We start from the raw sequence: 19501 nt of genomic DNA on the forward strand, positions 1-19501 counted from the left end.
CCGGCCCTGGGTCGTGTCGGCGGAACCCTGAGATGAAGATTCCAAAGTCCCTGCTTATCGATCCCGAGAAGAATTCGGTCTATGGCGCCTTTGCCGTAGCCGTTTCGATCTGGGCGTTTTCTTATTCGGTCATCTTCGGCCAAATCTTGATCCTGGCCTATTATGCGGTCTGGCTTCCGCTCATCCTGGTCGATTACCGGCGGTTTCTGCGGCATCTGTCCAGCGCCTGGCTGCCGCTGCTGTTTGCGGCCTATATCTGCTTCTCGGTTTTCTGGTCGCAGGCTCCCGGCGTCACCGCAAGGACGTCGGTCCAGTATTTTTCCCATATTGCCTGCGCCTACGTAGCTGCGCGCACCGTCAGCGTGCGCACGCTGACCATAGGGGCGCTGGTCGGGATATTCGTCGTCCTTCTCTATTCGCTGAAGGTCGGGAACTATTCCGAGGATGTCCTCGACGGCACCGTGAACTTCGTCGGCGCCTTCGCCTCCAAGAATCAGATCGGCTTTGTCGGCTCGCTCGGCATCTATTTCTGCGTTGTCTTCCTTGCATTCTACAGACGCGGCCGGCTGAGCTTCATACTGGCGGTGCCCGTCGTGCTGCTGTCGGCCTATGTCCTGGTCGCCTCGCATTCCGCCACCTCGATGGCCTCGATACCCGCGGTTCTGGCGCTGGTGGCGCTTCTTGCGATGAGCAAACTTCTGTCACGCCGCTATCGCCGGGTCATCTTCCTGATCGGCGCGGGGCTGCTGGTCGTGACGGCCTTCGTCGCCTTGAATCTCGGGCTGATGGACTTCGTCCTCGGCCTCTTCGGCAAGGATTCGACGCTCACCGGGCGAACCTATCTGTGGGAGCAAGGCTGGAACACGGTCCAGAAATCGCCGATTCTCGGCGTCGGCTATGCCGCCTATTGGGTGCAGGGCTTCGCTGAAGCCGAGCGGCTGTGGAACGAATTCTACATCACCACCCGCACCGGCTTCCACTTCCACAACACCTATATCGAGGCCCTCGTCGAACTCGGCTTCGTCGGAGCGACGCTGGTGTCGCTGATCATGCTGCGCACGCTCTACGGCCACGTCTCGGCGGTGATCTTCAAGGCATGGCAGGCGGACTCGGTGATCCTTTTCGGCGTGATGGTCCTGCTGCTGATCCGCTCCTTCGTCGAGGTCGAGATACTGAATCCCTACATCATGGGTTCTTTCCTGATGTATTTCAGCTTCTTCAAGCTGGCGCGGCTGCCCGTTACCCGCAGGCGGCGGTCACCGGCTCTGGAGCCGGCTGACGCGGCCGGGGGCGAGACTGACTGGCCTCGGTATGCCGGCCATCCGGCGGGCGCCGGTCCCTCATAAACTATCATCTCGCGGGCTGAAGGGAGCGGCCTTCCTTTTTTGAGCAAGCATGTGCTCGGACGGGAAGCCTCGATCCCGAGACGGCTATTATGGTTTCCGCAGGGAGATGTTCAAACAACTGAGCCAGAGCCTCATCCCGATTTGTCGGGTGAGGCTCTGGCTCGAAACACTGGATCGTGTTGGAAGTCGGTCTACTGGCTGGCCAGCGGCGCCAGCTTGATCTTGATCACATCGCCAGGCAGCACCGGGGTTTCTTCCTTGGCGGCTATTTCGGTGGTCTTGCCGTCGACATTGCGCACCAGTGAATAGAGCAGGGTCGGCTGCTGATCATTTGTCATAGCGGCCGCCATCGCGGGATCGCTGGCCTGGGCTATCAGGCCTTTCTGCATGTTCACCTTCAACGCGGCCTCGTTCAGGTCGGCTTCGGTCTGCTGCCGGTCAGTGGCGAGACTTGAACTCAAGGTGTTCTGGGCATCGATAGCATCCTGCTTCGCCTTGCTGATCGCCTGCTTGGCGGTGAGGATGGCGGTTTCGTAGTCCAGGATCTTGCCCTGCAGGTCGGCCACGGACTGGCGCGAATCCAGCAGTCGGGCATTGGCGATCAGGCCTTTTTGCGCCAGCGGACCGATGCTGGCGAGTTGCTGCTGCGCCAAGTCGACCTGCTGCTGCTGATTGACGATCTTCTTCTGCAGCGACTCGATTTCAGATTCCAAAACCCCCTTCAGGTCGTCGAGCGCCTCGAGTTTCAGCTTCAGCGCCTTTTGGTCGGCCGTCAGAATCGTCATCTCGTCCGCCACGATGGCTGGCAGTCTCGGATCGCCCTCGACCTCCTTCGGCACGTCGAAACTCGCCTTGCCGGCCATATCCGCATCGATGCGGGCGCGCCTGACGATCAGTCGGATGCGCTGGTCGTCGGAGATGTCGAACATGCCCTTGGCGGTGACCAGGTCCTTGCCGAGCTGGGGGCCGTAATCGGCGTTGCGCCTGATGCCGCCGGCGACGCTGATCGCCTTCAACACCGTCAGGTCCGGGACATAAGGAAATTGGCCTGGGTTCTGGACTTCGCCCGAAATGTAGAAGGGCCGGAACTGCGCCATCTCGACCGAGGCTTCCGGTCGGTCCGACAAAGCGAGCTTTTTCTGCAGCGCCTCGCCGATCGCCGCCGCGATTTCGGACGTGGTCTTGCCGGATGCCGGCAACTCGCCGGCGAACGGCACCGACAGCGTACCGGATGGACCGACCGTGTACTCGCCATTCACCGCCGACCAGTCACGAAATGTGCCTTCGACTGTCTGCCATTCGGCGACGCGGATGGTGAGCTTGTCTTGCGAGCCGAGGCGATAGTCGCCGGCGGCGGCGATGTGCGGGACGACGAGCGCCATGGCAAGGCATGTGGCCAGCAAACGCGCCCGCCGCAGCCGGCCGGAATCCGGGCCGCTGCGAAAGGCTTCGAACAAATCTGTTTTCAACTCAACGTTCCGATCCGCTATAGCCCCATCGCCCGATGAGCTTGCGTTGAATGGCCGATGCCAATGTCTGGCATTGGCCACCGGCCGGTCAGTAAGAACCACGCGACATCCAGACGGCCGGGACGGTCTTGATGATGATGCGAACGTCCTCGAACAGCGACCAGTTCTCGACATAGTGGCGATCGAAGGCGACGCGGCTGTCATAGGACACATCGTTGCGGCCGCTGACTTGCCACAGGCCGGTCAGGCCCGGGCGGGATTTCAGGTAATAGACGGCGGACGTGCCATAGATCTCCAGCTCGTCGCGCACGACCGGACGAGGGCCGACAAGGCTCATGTCGCCCTGCAGGATGTTGATGATCTGCGGCAGCTCGTCGAGGCTGAGTTTCCTCAGCACAGCTCCGACACGGGTAACGCGCGGATCGTTCTTCAGCTTGCGGGTGGCGATCCATTCCGCGTTGGCGTCCGGGTTGGCGGCGAGATAGGTTGCCAATACCCTGTCGCCGTCCGGAACCATGGTGCGGAACTTCAGGCAAGGAAAAATCCGCCCGCCGCGTCCAATTCGCCTGTGACCGTAGAAAATCGAGCCGCCGTCGGAAAACTTGACCAGCAGCGCTATCATGACAAACAGCGGGCTGAGTGCGATCAGTCCAATCAGTGAACCGGCGATATCGAAGCTGCGTTTGAGCAAGCCGCCGATCGGTGGCGGAAAATCGATGTCAGCCTGCGAAAAGCTCGCCGTGGCCGACTTGGCAACGTCCCTCATGCCGTAAACTCCATGCGTTGAACGAATGGTTCAGCGCACGATACCAAAAAAATGTTGCAGCGCAACACACAATTTACCACCCCATTGAAATAGTCACGTCATGAATTGACTAAATAATAAGCTTGTCATGCACAAATTTCGGCGTATTTAGCACATTTGTGACAATAAATGGGCACGGCCGAAAAAATAGAGGCCTTTGTGGGGCGGTTTTTAGGCGGACCTACCTATTTGCCAAGGCAAGCTGCAAATTAGTGCTTTATCATGCCCTGATGCTTGGTGAAAACCGTATAAAATACTACTTAATATTGTCTATCTTACTGAAAAATGCCGAGGAGAGGAGATCGGCTTAGCTCCCGTTGCGTGCATTGCAGCATGGCAGAGTCGATCGCAAAAGCTCGATCAAAAATATCCGAAGTTGCCCTTGCCGCCTATTGCTCGCCTTAATAGAATTGCAAATTATACCTGTCACGGTGACGACAGGTGGAAAAGGCCGGAAGCAACCGGTCGAGAGTGGGCGACCTTAACAAGCCCACATGACAAGGGACGGCGCTCGGGTGGGGCAATCGTGATAATACCCGAGCCGGTTTATGGGCTGTTGGGTATGGCACTTCCAAAATTCATCCTCGGGATGATTTTCGCTCTGGCGATCGTCGTCGGCTGGTCCTGGCTGGGCGGAGCGTCGATAGGCACGATATTGGTGCGCGTCATCATCTGCGCCGTGATCATTCAGGCCGGCTATTTCGTGCTCATCTACACCATGATCGCCAGGAGCGCGCCGACGCCTGCCGACATAGCCCGTGACGCCGAGCGCAAACTGAACGCACCAGAGGTCGCCGAAAGCGAGAAGCTGGGCGGTGCCAGGCGCGGCCTGCATTGATGCAGATTGCTCAAACCTGCCCCCGGTTTGTAGGCATGCTTCGAAACAAGAGACTAGGCGCCGCGTGAATCGGTTTCGGCGCGTCTTGGTCGCCGGCTCACGCGACATCGGCGGGTTCGCCCTCTGACTGTTCCCCCGACAGCATCCTCGACAACCGGCTGCCGGTTTTTTCCTTCAGCCGCTGATATTGGCCGACCTCGACGATACGGCCGTTTTCCATCGCCACCACCCAGTCGGCGAAGGCAATCATCGACGGCCGGTGCGCGATGGTCAGGATCGTCATCGTGCCGCGCAATCCGTCGATCGACCTGGCGATCAGCGACTGGTTCTGCCAGTCGAGCGCGCTGGTCGCCTCGTCCAGGATGAGCAGTGACGGCTTGCGCAGCAGCGCGCGCGCGAGCGCGATGCGCTGGCGTTCGCCGCCCGAGAGCCGCACGCCGCGATCGCCGACCACCGTCTCGAGCCTGAGGTCGAGCCGTTCGACAAACTCGCCGGCGTGCGCCTGATGCAGCGCGGCCCACAGGTCGCCATCGCTGGCCCGTGGCGCGGCAAGGCGCAGGTTCGCCGCGATCGTGTCGTGCAGGAGGAACACGTCCTGCGGCACATAGGCCACCTGGTCGCGCCAGCGACGGCGATTGCTGGCATCAATCTCGACGCCGTCGACAAGCATCATGCCGGTGGTGGGCTCCAGCAGGCCAAGCAGCATATCGGCGATCGTGCTCTTGCCCGATCCGGACGGGCCGATCAGGGCGGTGACCTTGCCGGCCGGCAGGCCGAAGGTGATGCCGCTCACCACCACCTTGTCGCCAGCATCTCCATAGGCGAAGGAGACACCGCGAATATTCAATCCCGTATTGAGGGAGAGTGTCCCGGCGTCGGCGAACTCGGTATGGCCTGGTTCGCGTTCGGCATCGAAACGTGCCTGCAGGCTGCGCATTGCCGTAAAGGCGGGCAGGTTGATCAGCACTTGCTGGGCTTGCGTCTGCATGTCCATGAAGCGCGGCGCGATGCGCATGAAGACCAGGAGCAGGACGACGATCTCGGCCAGCGACAGGTTGAAGCGAACCAAAGCCACATAGATGAACAGGCTCAGGCCCACCACGCTCGCCACTTGGAATACCGCGGTGCCGATGGTGCTGTTGCGCACATAGTCGATGTTGTCGGCCTTCATCTTCTCAAGCGTCGACCGCAGCTGCGCGAAATAGCTGTCCTCAACGTTCAGGCTCTTGGCCACCTTGATGCCGCCGAGAAATTCCGAGACCGTCCGGTACTGATCCTGTCGATTGGCGGTCAGCACACGGCCGAAGGCAGTGGCCCGTGTCCGGAAGGGCTGCAGCGCCACGAACATCAGCATGCCGATGACGACGGCAAACAGCGTCATGACCGGCGAGATGAACATGGAAACCAGGAGATAGCCAGCCAGAAGAACGGCGATCTGCACCAGCATCAGCAGTGAGAACGCCGCGCCCTGGACGCGGTCGATGTCGCCGGTCAGGGCATGATCGAGGTCGGAACTGCGCATTCGGGTAAAAACGCCCCAGCGCGCCTTGCCGATGCTTTCGAACAGGTTCATGCGAACGCGGTTGACGAAATCGAACAGCAATTTGGCCATGTAGACCGACTTGAAGCGATTGAACGCCGCCTGCGCTGCAACAAGCCCGACCAGCATGCAAAGCACGGTCGTCAGTTGCAGCGTGCCGTCAGGCACCAGCCAGCGCACGAAATCATTGTTGGGCAGCCGAACAGCGAAATCCTGGTCGGCGCGTCCGACCAGATGCAGCAGCGGGATGAGTAGCAGGATGGAGATGCCCTCGGTCAGGCTGCCGAGGATGAGGAAGAAAAGCGCCGTCCATGTTCGCCGGCCGCCGATCCGGGCAATGGCGGCGCCGAATGCGGCAATTTCTCGAAACAGCGACAGGCGAAGGGTTGGGGACTTCGACATGGTTGCGCTCACGACCGCCGGCTGCCAGCCGACAGATCCTTTTCGATCAGCTCCACGGCTTCGCCGATCCTGTCCAGGCCCGTCGGGACTTCCAGCCGGTACACGCCGATATGGTTAGCAATCCATGAACATTGCTGAAGATGCGCCGCCGCGAAGTCGTCGGGGAGGGCCGCGCGGCCGAAGCGCGTCACATAGGAGAATTTGATGATGGCCGGCAGGGCGGCAATGGCGGGCAAGGGCGTGATGCCAGCCCTTTCGCCGCGCTCGAGGATATAGATCCTGGTCGCCGGCACCTTATCGCCCGAAAAGTCACCGTTCAGGCGATGCTGCATCTTGTCGATCGCCGGATGCACTTGCGGCCGCACTTCCGCTTCCCCGAGCGAGATCGCCGCCGCGGCGTCGGCCGCCAGCTTGATCTGCGGAAATCCCGGAACGGTCATTGGCTCACTCGGATTGGCGAGGTCCAGCGCCACCACATCATCGGTAAGCAGTCGATGCCCGGCCCGGATCATCGCACTTGCGGTCGTCGACTTGCCGGCACCCTTGTCACCCATGAAGATGGCGCTCGTGCCGGCGGCGGCGATGGCGCTGGCATGCAGGACAAGCAGGCCGCGCCGGTGCAAGAGCAGCGCCATGACCGGGCCGAGCAGCGGAAACGCCAGCAGCGCGTCGTCGACGCCGGGCGCCGGTTCAATGTCGATACGGTTGGAATCGGTGATCAGGAACGCGCCCACGGCATGCCAGGCCAGATATTGCCGGTCCGCCTCGAAGCGAAAGTCGGTCGCGGCTTCGGGCGCCGGCTTTGGCAGGTCGATCGCGCCGACGGCGATCACGACATCCGCCGCCCCGGGCGGCGCCGGCTGCAGTTCGGGCAACATCACCTCCGACGCGATGGTCAGACCATAGGCGCGGTAGAAGCGGCGTTCTCGCATGGCCCTGCCATGCGGACGGGGATTATCACTGTATGCGGCCATCGGCTCGTTGCGCGGCATCACGTGGGGCTCCCGCCGTGCTGGAGTTGCCGCAGCCAGAGCGACAGCGAGGCCGAGCGCCAGACATACTGGACATCCAGGGGGGCTGCCTGATCGGGCTGGCGCAGCAGTCGCGCATAGGCAGCACTCACTTGCGGCAGATTGACATAAGGCGCGATGCGGCCTGCATCCGAGACCAGCAGCTGTTCCAGGAGGTCGCGATGATTGCGCAGCATGCCGTTGACGAGATTGGCGGTGAAGTCGATCTTGTCGCGTCGCCACTGCACCGCCTCCGGCAATACGCCTTGCATGGCGCGACGCAGCACATAGCGACCAAAGCCGTGGCTCAGCTTCTCCTCGCCCGGCAATGCCAGGCAGAACTCGACCAGCGGCTTGTCCCAGAATGGGTATCGCGGCTCGACGCCGAAATTGGCGGCGGCCTTGTCGAGAACCTCGAAAGCATGCGGGACATAGCCGTTCGACAGGATCCAGCGATGGCTCAAGGCGTCGCTGGCCTGAACGCGGGGCGGCATATAGCCGGCCCGGTGAAACCGGTCGACAAGCTCGGTGCGCTTGGCAAGGTCCGGATTGATCAGGTCGCGCCAGCTTCGCGCGCGCTGCACGTGCGCGGGCTTGCGGATACTGTTCAGGGCACGGTTGGCCAGATGCCTCAGCTTGGCGATGCGCCAGGCCGGCCCGTAGAGGGTCAGGAACTGGAGATAAAGGCCAAGCGTGCTGTCGCCATAGGTATTGGAGGCGCTGCGGACCTCGCGCCACAGATCCATCCATCGGCCGCCATTCGCAAGCTCGTGCAGGTGACCATGGCCTTGGGAAACGACCTCGTCGCCGCCATGGCCGTCCAGTAGCACCTTGATGCCCTTGGCGCCGGCAGTCCGGTAGATACCGCGGGTGAGCGTCAGGCCCGGCGCCAGGAACATTCCTTCCTGTTCTTCCAGCACGCGTTCGAATTCGGCGAAAGGGGCATAGTTGCCGACCGGGATCAGTGTCGCGTCGACCTTCTGCTGGTCGAGAACGGCATCGATGAAGGGCCGCTCGTCCATCGGCGAGCCCTTCTCGAAAACCAGCGAGAAGGTCGGCAGCTTCGGCTTGCGCGCAGCGGCATTCTGCAGGCCGGCGACACAGGCGATAGATGAGGAATCGAGGCCGCCGCTCAACATTGCGCCGACTGCCGAGGTCCCTCGCATGCGGTTGCGCACCGATTGCGAGAAAAGATGGGCGAATTCCTCCGATGCATCCGACCGCAAGGGCCGCGCCGACGGCTCGATCTGCCAGTATCGACGCAACATCACCTGTTGCGCGGTGACGGTCAGGCTGTGGCGGGCCGGCAGGCTGAATATATCGCTGTAGGGGGTCGACTGCGGGTCGTCGGGAAGCCCGGCCAGGAAGCCGGAGATCTGGCGCTCGCTGACACGTGCGCGGATACCTTCGACCCCCAGGATCGGCCCGATCTCGGACGCGAAGGCAAAACGCCGGTCCGCCGCGTGGTAGTAGAACGGCTTGACGCCAAAATGATCGCGCGCGCAAAACAGCGATTGCCGCTCGTCATCCCAGATGGCGAACGCGAAATCGCCTTGCAGATGCTCCGGACAGGCTTCGCCCCAACGCAGATAGGCCCGCATCAGCACGATCGCGTCGGCCACCGACTGGTCGCGGATACCGAGCCTGGCTAGCAACTCGTCACGGTTGTCCAGCCGGCAATCGGCGGTGATGGCGAGCCGGTCGCCAGCCATCGACAAAGGGCCTGGACCGACCTCATCCGATGTGTTGAGCCAGGCGTGGCCAAGGGCGATGCTGGTGTCCAGCCACCATGAACCGCCGTCGGGACCGCGATGGCGCATGCGCGCCAGCATTTGCTGAATGTCTGCCGCCGCGACCGCCGGTGCGTGTGCTCCGCGCAGCAGGATTCCGGCGACGCCGCTCATCGGCTGCCGTGGTCGACGAGATGGGCGAAGCCGTCGACCGATCCGCCAAGCACGATATGGTTGTCGCTGACCAGCCAAGCATGTGCTTTCAACTGCTCGCCCGTACCACGTTCGATGCCGATGCGTATTGTCGATTCATTGCCTTGGCGGGCGAGAATATACTGGCCGGAGAGCGCCTGGGTCAGGCATGTCGCGTAAGGGACGAAACGGGCCGCGGCGGCAACACCCCAGGCGACACGCCGCAGTTCACCCATCGAGGCGCACTGCCGCGCGTCGAGCCGCGTCACCAGGCTGCGTACACGATTGTAGGACAGCAGCGTCAGCCCCAGCCGAACTGTCGCCACCACCAGCAGGCAATGGCCAAGGAAGATCATTTCCGAGCCGCTCAGGGAGAAAATCCTGACCAGCCCGTGCCGGCTTCCGCCGCGCTTCGACTGCTTGAAGCCTGTTTCCCTCGCAGGTTCCTGCCGTAAAGCCGTGGCCCGAGAAACCAGGGTCCGCGAAACTATGGCCCGCGAAACTATGGCCTGCGAAACCAGCGCCTTGTGCTGGACCGGCTTAGACAAGTGCCTCATGATGCCGTCTCGCAAGCCCATTATCAGTCAGGCCCTTCAGCAATGCGTCGACATCGGCCTGGCAGCGCACCGGGTCGACATTATATCGCGCAAGCACGGCGCTGCGGATGTCGCCGATCGACCGGGGCTCCTGGATCAAATCCCAGATGAAGGCGCCGACGCCATTCAGGCTGTAGTAGACATTGGATTTGAGATTGAGCAGCGCCAAGCCATCGCCGAACTCGCAAGCCACGGCATCCTTGGTCGCACTCACGCTATCGTGGTCGGCCAGATCATGGTCGGATTGCTTCCAGTTCATCCCCGCACCTCACTGACAAAACGCTTCGACATCTCCGGTTGGCGCAGGAGAAGTCGGGAGGCTGGCCCCCCCGACCCCTCTTACGTCTGCTTTTGAATCCAGAGTCCCAAAATGTCACTCTGGAACGGCTATAAGTCTCAGGAGAACGTCAGGTCGCCGATCGGCGTGTGCGCGGGGAACGATGCGTCGATCGCCGTGTTGCCGCCGCCACCCTGGGTGATGGTCTCAATCGAACCATGAACCGTCAGGCTTGGTGTCTCGTATTCATGCTTTTCAACATTCTGTTCCATTTTACTCTCCGATTTAGGACTGGAAACGGCCTGTCGAGTGCCGTCAGCACTTTTATGCTGCAATGCAATAGCTGCACGGCAGCATTTATGAGTCAAGACTGTTTTACTTTCCGTTAATCAATTACGTTGCTGGCGTCAGGACATGAGCGGCCATGCCTAAAACTTGTCACTTTTTAGCCGATTTCTTGGGCATGATGGCAGCGCCTGTGCTGATTCTTTAAGCATATGATTTTGCTTGCATAAGTCGTTTGCTTTGTGCTTATTTTTAGGCTTCGCTAATGGAAGAATTTTCTGTTTGGAAAATTCGGCCGGGGATCGGCTAAAAGACTTGGCAAGGATATTTCAGCCGCGGTTCTCACTTCTTTACGATGCGATCTCGATAGGCGCTTCGGTTGCAAAAATTCGCACTGCAAAAGGAAAGGCTTTACGGCATCGAGGTTTTTGGTGATGTTTGCTTCGCACATGCAGCATAAGTGTTCGCGCAAACCGCTTTCTTGGGAGATTGTGCGCTAAATGGCCTTGCCTGACGGCTCATACGAACGATTGCGCACCGCCGGCTGTGCCGACGAGGTGGCCTGCGTGCAGGCCTGCCTGCGATTGTATTTCGCCGGGCCGCACGCCGGCGCGGGCGACATTTCGATGCGTGATCTGGACGGTGCCAAAATTGCCGACATCGCCAGGCTGAACAAGGTCGCCACCTTTGTCCTCAAGGCCCTTTCGCGCGCACCCGCGCTTGAGAGGCCGCCTGAGCTTTTCCGATGGCTCGACACCTACCGCAGGAGGACGGTTTCGATGAACGCGTCCTGCATCATGGATTCCATGGCGGTCCATGATGTGCTGCGCGCCAGCGAGATCGATTTTGTTTTTCTGAAGGGTCCGTTCCAGCAGCAGCTTCTCTACGACGACCACTTCATGAAGCCGTCCGGCGATGTCGACATCCTGGTTTCGCCGCTCGGATTTTTCAGGGCGCGTGATGCGCTTCGCCAGATCGGTTATGAGGTATCAGGCAAGTCGAACTCCGTCTGGTGGGTCCGCTTCCTCGGCGAACAGCACATGACCCGGGACGACGGGCCGAGGTCGTCCACGGTAGATCTCCACTACCGCCTCCAGCAGCCCGGCTCGCCAAGCCCGCGCGACGCGGACGGGTTCCTGCGGCGCAAGCGACAGGTCGAAATCGCCGGTGCGACGGTGCCGTTCACCTCGGTGGCCGATACTTTGCTTTTGTCCTGCATCAGCGTCGCCAAGGCACTTTTCAACCGGGAACCCTGCGCGGGCTACGTCTGTGATATCGGTGCCAGCGCCGCCCGCCTCGACGAGGCGGATCAGCAGCGTTTGCTCGATGCCGCAACCGTGCAAGGTTTGGACGACACGCTGCTGCTTGGCCTGCGCGCCGCCGATGTGCTACTCGGCGGCGGTGGCACGCTGCTGTCGCAGCGCGCGACCAGGATCCTGTCGCGCATCGGCAATGAGGATCTGCTCAGCATGGTCATCGCGCCATGGCTGCCGTCGCTGCGGTGGCCACAGCGGCGAACGGTGCTGTGGGAACTGTGCGGCCGCGCGCCGGTCCGCTATCTGGCCGAAGCCGGTTGGGCGGCGTCCGCCGATATCAGCCGCCGCATCTTCGAGCGGCCGGGGAGTCGCTGAATGAAGGCAAATTGGGTGTTGATGGCAATTCTGTAGGGCATCGAAGGAGTATGGGGCGAGGGCAAATCGATATTACCTGTACGAGAGGCAAATCCATGTCGATGACGAAATCCGAGGTCTGCGTGATCATCGCGGCAAAAAACGCGGCAGCGACAATCGCCGTCGCCATCGCATCCGCGTTGCGCGAACCGGAAGTGGCGGAGGTCGTCGTTGTCGATGATGCCTCTACCGACCACACCGCCGATGTCGCACGATCCGCCGATGATGGCAGCGGGCGGCTCTCCGTGATGCGCCTCGATGTCAATCGCGGCCCCTCCTTTGCCCGCAACGCAGCCATCGCCGGCTCGAAATCGCCGTTCATCAGCATTCTTGATGCCGACGATTTTTTCCTCGAAGGCCGGTTTCGCAACCTGTTTGCCGGCGCCGATTGGGATTTCGCAGCCGACAACATCATGCTGATCAGGGATGATGCGACGGGCGACGCGACGAAAATCGTGGCGCCGCAATTTGCCGCCGATCCGGAATTCCTCGATTTCGAGCGCTTCGTCGAAGGCAACATCTCCAGGCGCCGCGTGCAGAGGGGCGAACTGGGCTTCTTGAAGCCGGTGATCAGCCGTGCCTTCCTCGACCGCCACGGGTTGAGCTACGACGAGAGCCTGCGGCTGGGCGAGGACTATGAACTCTACGCCCGCGCGGTCGCATGCGGGGCGCGGTTCAAGGTCATTCGCTCCTGCGGCTACGGCGCCGTCGTCCGCGCCGATTCTTTGAGCGGCCGCCACAAGACTCAGGACCTGAAGCGTTTGGCCGATGCGGATCTGGCGCTGCTGGCGATCGACAGTCTGCCGGAAGGCTCGAAGGCGGTGCTGCGGCGGCATGAACGGCACGTGCGCGACAAATATCGGCTGCGCAATTTCCTTGACGTCAAGGCTGAGCGGGGGCTGGCATCGGCCGCGGCTTACGCTTTCGCCAGCCTGTCCAACCTCGTCGCCATCGTCCAGGGCGTGGCTTCCGACAAGCTCGAGGCGCTGTTTCGTCGCGTCGGCCTTATGTCCAGCCAAAAGCCTGTGCCGCCGCTGCGCTTTCTGATGGCCGGAACCAGCACGGGCAAGGAACGCTGAGAGCGGACCCCGGTGCTTGCGATTTGTCCGCTCGCAGCACGTCATCACGCAAACCATTTCGGCCAGATTTATGAGTTTACGAATTGGGTGGTTGCCTCGCGGCTCCGACGATGGCAGTCTATGTTGCGGTGCAGCATAGTGGACGACCAGCCGAACTGGCCCCCGATCGGATTGGTCCGATGTCTCTCCCTCAAAAGGAGCAGGACAACGCAACACGAATTTTTTAGCCCCGGCTGCGGGGATCGGCCAGAAGCCCGGCCCACAAGCCGGCGATGACAGGGATCTGAGTTCATGGCCTCGATATTCGGTTTCAGATCAAGGGATCCGGCCCGCGACCGGCAGGCCGATGTTTCACGTCTTGATCGTCTGGCAAAGCTGTTCGAACAGATTGCGGCCGAGATCGAGGCCGAGAGAACCGGGCTTGAGAATCGCTACCGGACAACGTCGACCAACGCCGCCTTCCTGGTCGAAGCCATGGAAAACGGCTCAGCTTCCGACAAGCGGTCTTCGGAAGTCAGCGCACTGACACAGTCGATCCTGAATTGCGAACGCCGCATTGCGGCGCTGTCGCGCCAGGACGGCATGATGAAAGAGCTCCGTCATTCGCTGGATATGGTCTTCGACGAGGACGCCGATTCGGCCGCCTCGGCGGAATTCGCCTGGCCGGCAGGCGCCGGCAGAGGTTGAAACGTGAAGGCTCGGAACTGTTGCAACAGATTTGATGCAAGGCGGGAAGCAATCGAGAGGGTCACAGGGAAGGTCAAGGTTGGCCCGTTCAGGAGCGGTTCGCACGTCGACTTTGGGTTGGGGACACACAGCGCAAAGGTGAGTTTGATATGAAGTCGAATCCGAAACCTACGACGGCAATTGACGCGCCGCCTCTCGCATATCGGACCGGACAAGCCGCCTGGCGACGGCTGGGGTCGCTCGGTGCGTTGCTGCTGGCTGCTCTCGGCGGTTTCCTGGCAACCCCTTCCTACGCCCAGGAAATTCCGACATCGCCGTCCTTCGTCGATGATTTCAAAAGCTTCGATCGCGCGCGCTGGTATGTTTCCGACGGCTGGAACAACGGCAGCCATCAGAATTGCACCTGGTCGAAAGGCATGGTCGAACTGTCGAATAATGTGCTGTCGCTCGGCTTCGAAAAGCAGACGCTGAAGGATCGCGACTACGTCTGCGGCGAGATACAGACCAAGCAGCGCTTCGGCTACGGCACCTATGAGGCACGGCTGAAGACCGATACCGGCTCCGGCCTCAACGCGGCGTTCTTCACCTATATCGGTCCCAGCGACAAGCAGCCCTGGGACGAGATCGACTTCGAGGTGCTGACCAAGGACACTTCCAAGGTGCAGGTCAATGCCTATATCGCGGGCAAGGGCAAGAACGAGAAGCTGGTCGACGTGCCTGGCGGCACGGAGAACGCCTTCAACGACTACGCCTTCGTCTGGCAGAAGGACAGCTTGCGATGGTACGTCAACGGCCAGCTGGTGAACACGATTACCGACCCGGCGAAGCTGCCCAGCCATGCACAGAAGATATTCTTCAGCTTTTGGGGCAGCGATACGATGAAGGGTTGGATGGGAGCGTTCGCGGATCCGGGCCGCAAGCTTTCCCTGCAGATCGAGCGGGTTGCCTTCACGGCGCTCGGCGAACCCTGTCAATTTCCGGAATCGCTGGCATGCAGTGTAAAGTAGTTGGGAAAGTCGATTTGAACCGGCGGGACCGAAAACGGTCCGCTGCCTTGCATGGGAATGAAACCGAATGAATTTGACGGTGTTTGGAATTGGCTATGTCGGCCTCGTGCAGGCTGCGGTCCTTGCCGAAGTCGGGCACCAGGTGGTGTGCGTCGACATCGACGGCGCCAAGGTCGAGCGGCTCAACCAGGGCCTGGTTCCCATTTTCGAACCCGGTTTGGAAAACCTCGTTAAGGAAAACCATGCCGCCGGCCGCATCAAGTTCACCACCGATGCCGCCGCCGCTGTCAGGCATGGCGAGATCCAGATGATCGCGGTCGGCACGCCGCCGGGCGAGGACGGCTCGGCCGATCTCAAATATGTGCTGGCCGTCGCTGAGACCATCGGCCGCGAAATGGATAAACCCAAGATCGTCGTCGGCAAGTCTACGGTGCCGGTCGGCACCTGCGAAAAGGTGAAGGCCAGGATTGCCGACACGTTGAAGAAAAGAGGCCGCGAGGACCTGGCTTTCGATGTCGCTTCGAATCCCGAGTTCCTCAAGGAGGGGTCCGCGGTCGCCGATTGCATGAAGCCGGACCGCATCATCGTCGGCACCGACAGCGAGGACACCGAGGCTGTGATGCGCGAACTCTACGCGCCGTTCAACCGCAACCACGAGAAGATGATCGTGATGGACGTGCGAAGCGCCGAATTCACCAAATATGCCGCCAACTGTATGCTGGCGACCAAGATCAGCTTCATGAACGAGATGGCCAATTTGGCCGAACAGCTCGGCGCCGACATCGAGGAGGTCCGCAAGGGCATCGGCAGCGATCCCCGCATCGGCTACCATTTCATCTATCCGGGTCTGGGTTATGGCGGTTCGTGCTTCCCCAAGGACGTGCGGGCGCTGATCAAGACCGCCGAAGGCGTCAAATTCGACGCCAAGCTGCTGCGCGCCGTCGAGGAGCGCAACAACGCACAGAAATCGGTTCTCTTCGACAAGGTGGACCGCTATTTCAAGGGCAACCTCAAAGGCAAGACCTTTGCGCTCTGGGGCCTGGCCTTCAAGCCCAACACCGACGACATGCGTGAGGCGCCGGCGCGCGTCCTGATGGAAGCGCTCTGGAAGGCCGGCGCCAATGTGCAGGCCTATGATCCCGAGGCGATGCAGGAATGCCAGGCCATCTACGGGTTGCGCGACGACCTGCTTCTGTGCGGCACTAAGGAGGCAGCGCTGCGCGGTGCCGATGCGCTGCTGATCGCCACGGAATGGAAGAGCTTTCGCGCGCCGTCCTTCGACGCGGTAAAGGATGCGCTGATTACGCCGGTCATCTTCGACGGCCGCAACCTCTATGACCCCAAGGTCATCGCCCGCCACGGCATCGAATATCACTCGATCGGCAGAATGGCGGCATGAGACTAGGCCCTGGCAGACGGATGCAATACCGGTCCGCACATGGCCTGCGGGCGCTGGGACTGAGAGCGTATTTCTGTGTGGAGTTGTAGCCGATGGTGCTGGACGTAAAGCCGGAGCAAATCACCAAGGATCATTTCGATCTCGTAGCGATCGGTTCCGGCTTCGGTTCGGCCTTCTTCCTGCACGAGTTCGCCAAGCGCCGAAAGGCACGCATTCTGGTGCTGGAGTGGGGGCGCCACAACACCCATGAATGGCAGCTCGAGCAGAACGTCAACACCGACATCGAAGACGAAACGACCTACAAGACCAATTCCAACAAGCCGTGGAACTACACGATCGGACTGGGTGGCGGGACGAACTGCTGGTTCGCGCAGACGCCAAGATTTCATCCCAATGATTTCCGGCTGAAAAGCACCTACGGTATCGGCAATGACTGGCCGATCAGCTATGACGACGTCGAGCCGTTCTATTGCGACGCGGAAGACATCATGTCGATCTCCGGCGATCCCGACATGGCGGCGATGCTGCCCCGCTCGAAGCCGTTTCCGCAACCGCCGCATCGCATGTCGACACCGGACAGGGTGATGAAGGCGGCGCAGCCCGGCCAGCACTTTGTCATGCCAACCGCGCGGGCGCGGCTGCCGACATCACAACGCACCTCGTGCTGTGCCAATCTGCGTTGCTGGCTGTGCCCGGTCGACGCCAAATTCACCGTCAACAACGGGTTGATGCACGTCTTCGAGCATCCCGACGTCTCGGTCTGCCTCGGTGCGGAAGTCCGCCGGCTCGATCACGTCGGCGGCGCTGTCCGTTCGGTCACGTTCCGCCATGACGGCAAGGAATACCAGGTCAGCGGCGATCTCTTCATTCTCGGCGCCAATGCCATCCAGAGCGCGGCGATCATGCTGCGATCCGGCCTGGGCGGCGAATTCGTCGGCAGCGGCCTGCATGAATCCTACGGCTGGAATTTCGAGGTCTATCTGGACGGCGTCGACAATTTCGATGGCAGCACCATCACCACCGGCCTGAATTTCGGCCTCTATGATGGTCCTCACCGATCGGAGCATGCGGCGGCACTGGTCTATTTCGAGAACCGCTGGCAGCACGGACTGCGTGCCGAAAAAGGGCGGCTACGCCAGGCGCTGCCGCTTGTCGTGGTCACCGAGGACTTGCTCGATCCCGAGAACTTCGTCACGCTTGACGAGGATGAGAATGCCTTCGTCAGCTTCAAGGCGCCATCGGACTATGCGGTGAAGGGCATGGCGCGCGCTCTGGAGAAATTGCCTGGCCTTCTGGCGCCGCTGCCGGTCGAAAAGCTCTTCGACCGCGGCATTCGGCCGAGCGAATCGCACGTCCAGGGCACGCTGAGGATGGGTACGGGCCCAGCCGATTCGGTCATCGACAGCGGCATGATCCACCACCAGCTCAGAAATCTGGTCGTCGTCGGCACCAGCACCTATCCGAGCTGCTCCTGCGCCAACCCGAGCCTGACCGCGGCAGCGCTGTCCTTGCGGGCGGCGAGCCGGATCGCGTGAAAGGAGGTATCGCATGATCGAGATTTCCAGACGCTCGGCCCTGGCCGTCATGGCTGGCGGAGTGGTTTCGACAGGGGTCGCCTACGCCGCCGTTTCCTCGTTCTCGGACGAGGATCTGGTGCGCGTCACGCTGGAAAAATACCTTGGCAAGTTGAACATCCGCATCGAGCATCTGCAGCAGTTCGTGCTGGCGTTCCGCAACAGGAATCCGTGGAACTTTCCAAGCGAAAAACTAAGCGACGCCGTCACGCTGGTGGAGGAACTCAAATTGGGCGCAGCACGCCGCCTGCTGCCCGAGCGAAAGCGGGAAGATCTAGTGCATTTCGACCGCTGGGTGGTCGCCGAATTCCATATGCTGACGGACTATGCCTGGCGCAGTTCGCCCAACGACCCGATCCGATTTACCGGCTGGCAATCGTGTACCAATCCCTTCGCCAATCTGGAGCCGCCGAAACTTGCCTGACGTCGAAAGCGAGGCGGCGGACTTTGCCTGTTGTCTCCGAGCAAGGAATACGAGATGCGACAAGGAGCCCGATCATGAAAGTTCTCTTTGCAGGCGGCAACGGCTACCCGCCCGAGTTCAGCGGCGGCGTTCAGTCGAGCACGCATCATCTGGCCGAACAGCTGATCGAGCACGGTCATGAAGCCGCTGTGCTCGCCGCCCTGTTCGGTGATGGTGTCTTCGGCTTCAAGGCGCGCGCCAAGATGAAGCTGCTGCGGCAGCCGGCGGTTGTCGACAGCTATCCCGGCTATCCGGTGGTGCGGGCCTGGTTTCCCTGGGAAGCAGCGGGCTATGCCGTCGACAGGCTGAAGCCCGATGTCGCCGTGGTCCAGTGTCACAAATCGGTTCCGATCGGCAAGGCGCTGCAGGCGGAGGGCGTGCCTCTGGTCGTCTATCTCCGCAATGTCGAGTTCCATGAACTGGGCGGCGATCTGCGCGAATTGCATTCCGCGCTTTACATCGCCAATTCTGACTTCACCGCACGTACTTACAGACAGGAGTTCGGCATCGAGGCGGTGGTGATCCCGCCAACCATCAACCCGGCGCACTACTCGACGCCGACGACGGGCCAGTTCGTCACGCTGATCAACCCTTATGAGGAAAAGGGGTTCGAGCTCGCGGTGCGGATCGCCGGCGCCTGCCGCGAAATTCCATTCCTGTTCGTCGAAAGCTGGAAGCTCGACGACGATCACCGGGCGCGGATCGAGCAGACGATCGCTCCCTTGGGCAATGTCGTCCTGGAGAGCCGCACCAGCGACATGAAGACGGTCTACGGCCGCACGAAGATCCTGCTTGCTCCCAGCAAGTGGGAAGAGGCCTGGGGCCGCGTCGCGTCGGAGGCCCATTGCAGCGGAATCCCCGTTGTCGGCTCGCGGCGCGGCGGTCTGCCCGAAGCGATTGGCTCCGGTGGCGTGGTGCTGGATTATGATGCACCGCTGGCCGACTGGGTCGCGGCCGTCAGGCGGCTGTGGAACGACAATCAGGAATATGACCGGCTTTCCAGCCTCGCCCGCAGCTTCGCCGGGCGCCCGGAACTCGATCCCGATCGCCAGTTCATCACCTTCTTCTCGATACTGGACAGGGCCATGCAGCAACGCGCGCGGCAGGCGGCCTGACGGCGCCGCCTGAGCAG

At 61.3% G+C, this 19501-nt stretch carries 18 protein-coding genes; 10 read left to right on the forward strand and 8 right to left on the reverse strand.

Annotated features, from left to right (window positions below):
• The first annotated feature begins 32 nt into the window (after nt 1–32).
• On the forward strand, nt 33–1346 hold the full coding sequence (locus AC0L2U_RS08110) for an O-antigen ligase family protein (RefSeq protein WP_127395548.1): 1314 nt from the start codon (nt 33–35) through the stop codon (nt 1344–1346).
• 191 nt (nt 1347–1537) lie between these two features.
• Here the strand turns inward: AC0L2U_RS08110 and AC0L2U_RS08115 are convergent, their stop codons facing one another.
• Together AC0L2U_RS08115 and AC0L2U_RS08120 are read right to left on the reverse strand one after the other, a co-directional pair.
• Nucleotides 1538–2803, reverse strand: coding sequence for a polysaccharide biosynthesis/export family protein (locus AC0L2U_RS08115; RefSeq protein ID WP_164761652.1), 1266 nt, complete (start codon nt 2801–2803; stop codon nt 1538–1540).
• Nucleotides 2804–2903: 100 nt separating this feature from the next.
• Nucleotides 2904–3581 (reverse strand): sugar transferase, encoded by a 678-nt coding sequence (locus AC0L2U_RS08120; protein WP_127808152.1) that lies wholly within the window; start codon nt 3579–3581, stop codon nt 2904–2906.
• 601 nt (nt 3582–4182) lie between these two features.
• Here AC0L2U_RS08120 and AC0L2U_RS08125 point away from each other — a divergent pair.
• On the forward strand, nt 4183–4458 hold the full coding sequence (locus tag AC0L2U_RS08125; RefSeq protein WP_023811582.1) for a hypothetical protein: 276 nt from the start codon (nt 4183–4185) through the stop codon (nt 4456–4458).
• Between the two features lie 97 nt (nt 4459–4555).
• On the opposite strand, the gene AC0L2U_RS08130 is transcribed toward AC0L2U_RS08125, so the two are convergent.
• The 6 genes from AC0L2U_RS08130 to AC0L2U_RS08155 all read right to left on the reverse strand — a co-directional run bounded on the left by AC0L2U_RS08130 (nt 4556) and on the right by AC0L2U_RS08155 (nt 10477).
• The gene (locus AC0L2U_RS08130) at nt 4556–6400 is read right to left on the reverse strand and encodes an ABC transporter ATP-binding protein (RefSeq protein ID WP_127808151.1); all 1845 of its coding nucleotides are present in this window, start codon (nt 6398–6400) and stop codon (nt 4556–4558) included.
• An 8-nt stretch (nt 6401–6408) separates the two neighbouring features.
• On the reverse strand, nt 6409–7332 hold the full coding sequence (locus AC0L2U_RS08135) for a phosphoenolpyruvate carboxykinase (ATP) (RefSeq protein ID WP_473563726.1): 924 nt from the start codon (nt 7330–7332) through the stop codon (nt 6409–6411).
• Nucleotides 7333–7391: 59 nt separating this feature from the next.
• Nucleotides 7392–9314, reverse strand: coding sequence for a lasso peptide isopeptide bond-forming cyclase (locus tag AC0L2U_RS08140; protein WP_127808149.1), 1923 nt, complete (start codon nt 9312–9314; stop codon nt 7392–7394).
• The gene (locus tag AC0L2U_RS08145) at nt 9311–9889 is read right to left on the reverse strand and encodes a lasso peptide biosynthesis B2 protein (RefSeq protein ID WP_128363272.1); all 579 of its coding nucleotides are present in this window, start codon (nt 9887–9889) and stop codon (nt 9311–9313) included. The genes AC0L2U_RS08140 and AC0L2U_RS08145 overlap by 4 nt, the downstream gene beginning before the upstream one ends.
• Nucleotides 9873–10187, reverse strand: a complete 315-nt coding sequence (locus tag AC0L2U_RS08150; protein WP_127289880.1) for a PqqD family protein — start codon at nt 10185–10187, stop codon at nt 9873–9875. Before AC0L2U_RS08150 ends, AC0L2U_RS08145 begins: the two co-directional genes overlap by 17 nt.
• 137 nt (nt 10188–10324) lie before the next feature.
• Nucleotides 10325–10477, reverse strand: a complete 153-nt coding sequence (locus tag AC0L2U_RS08155) for a lasso peptide (protein WP_013891488.1) — start codon at nt 10475–10477, stop codon at nt 10325–10327.
• 513 nt (nt 10478–10990) lie between these two features.
• Here AC0L2U_RS08155 and AC0L2U_RS08160 point away from each other — a divergent pair.
• From AC0L2U_RS08160 to AC0L2U_RS08195, 8 genes are all read left to right on the forward strand, one after another.
• The gene (locus AC0L2U_RS08160) at nt 10991–12121 is read left to right on the forward strand and encodes a nucleotidyltransferase family protein (protein ID WP_127808147.1); all 1131 of its coding nucleotides are present in this window, start codon (nt 10991–10993) and stop codon (nt 12119–12121) included.
• 95 nt (nt 12122–12216) lie between these two features.
• Nucleotides 12217–13239 (forward strand): glycosyltransferase family 2 protein, encoded by a 1023-nt coding sequence (locus AC0L2U_RS08165; RefSeq protein ID WP_127808146.1) that lies wholly within the window; start codon nt 12217–12219, stop codon nt 13237–13239.
• 291 nt (nt 13240–13530) lie between these two features.
• The gene (locus AC0L2U_RS08170; protein ID WP_127322326.1) at nt 13531–13926 is read left to right on the forward strand and encodes a single stranded DNA-binding domain-containing protein; all 396 of its coding nucleotides are present in this window, start codon (nt 13531–13533) and stop codon (nt 13924–13926) included.
• A gap of 149 nt (nt 13927–14075) precedes the next feature.
• Nucleotides 14076–14933, forward strand: coding sequence for an endo-1,3-1,4-beta-glycanase ExoK (gene exoK, locus AC0L2U_RS08175; protein WP_127808145.1), 858 nt, complete (start codon nt 14076–14078; stop codon nt 14931–14933).
• Between the two features lie 67 nt (nt 14934–15000).
• On the forward strand, nt 15001–16332 hold the full coding sequence (locus tag AC0L2U_RS08180; RefSeq protein WP_127808144.1) for a UDP-glucose dehydrogenase family protein: 1332 nt from the start codon (nt 15001–15003) through the stop codon (nt 16330–16332).
• A 92-nt stretch (nt 16333–16424) separates the two neighbouring features.
• On the forward strand, nt 16425–17867 hold the full coding sequence (locus AC0L2U_RS08185; protein ID WP_127808143.1) for a GMC oxidoreductase: 1443 nt from the start codon (nt 16425–16427) through the stop codon (nt 17865–17867).
• 13 nt (nt 17868–17880) lie between these two features.
• Nucleotides 17881–18330 (forward strand): hypothetical protein, encoded by a 450-nt coding sequence (locus AC0L2U_RS08190; RefSeq protein WP_127267655.1) that lies wholly within the window; start codon nt 17881–17883, stop codon nt 18328–18330.
• A 74-nt stretch (nt 18331–18404) separates the two neighbouring features.
• Complete coding sequence (locus AC0L2U_RS08195) at nt 18405–19484, forward strand: glycosyltransferase (RefSeq protein ID WP_127267654.1); 1080 nt, start codon at nt 18405–18407, stop codon at nt 19482–19484.
• Nucleotides 19485–19501 lie beyond the last annotated feature (17 nt).

The sequence above is a fragment of the Mesorhizobium sp. WSM4808 genome (assembly GCF_055811675.1).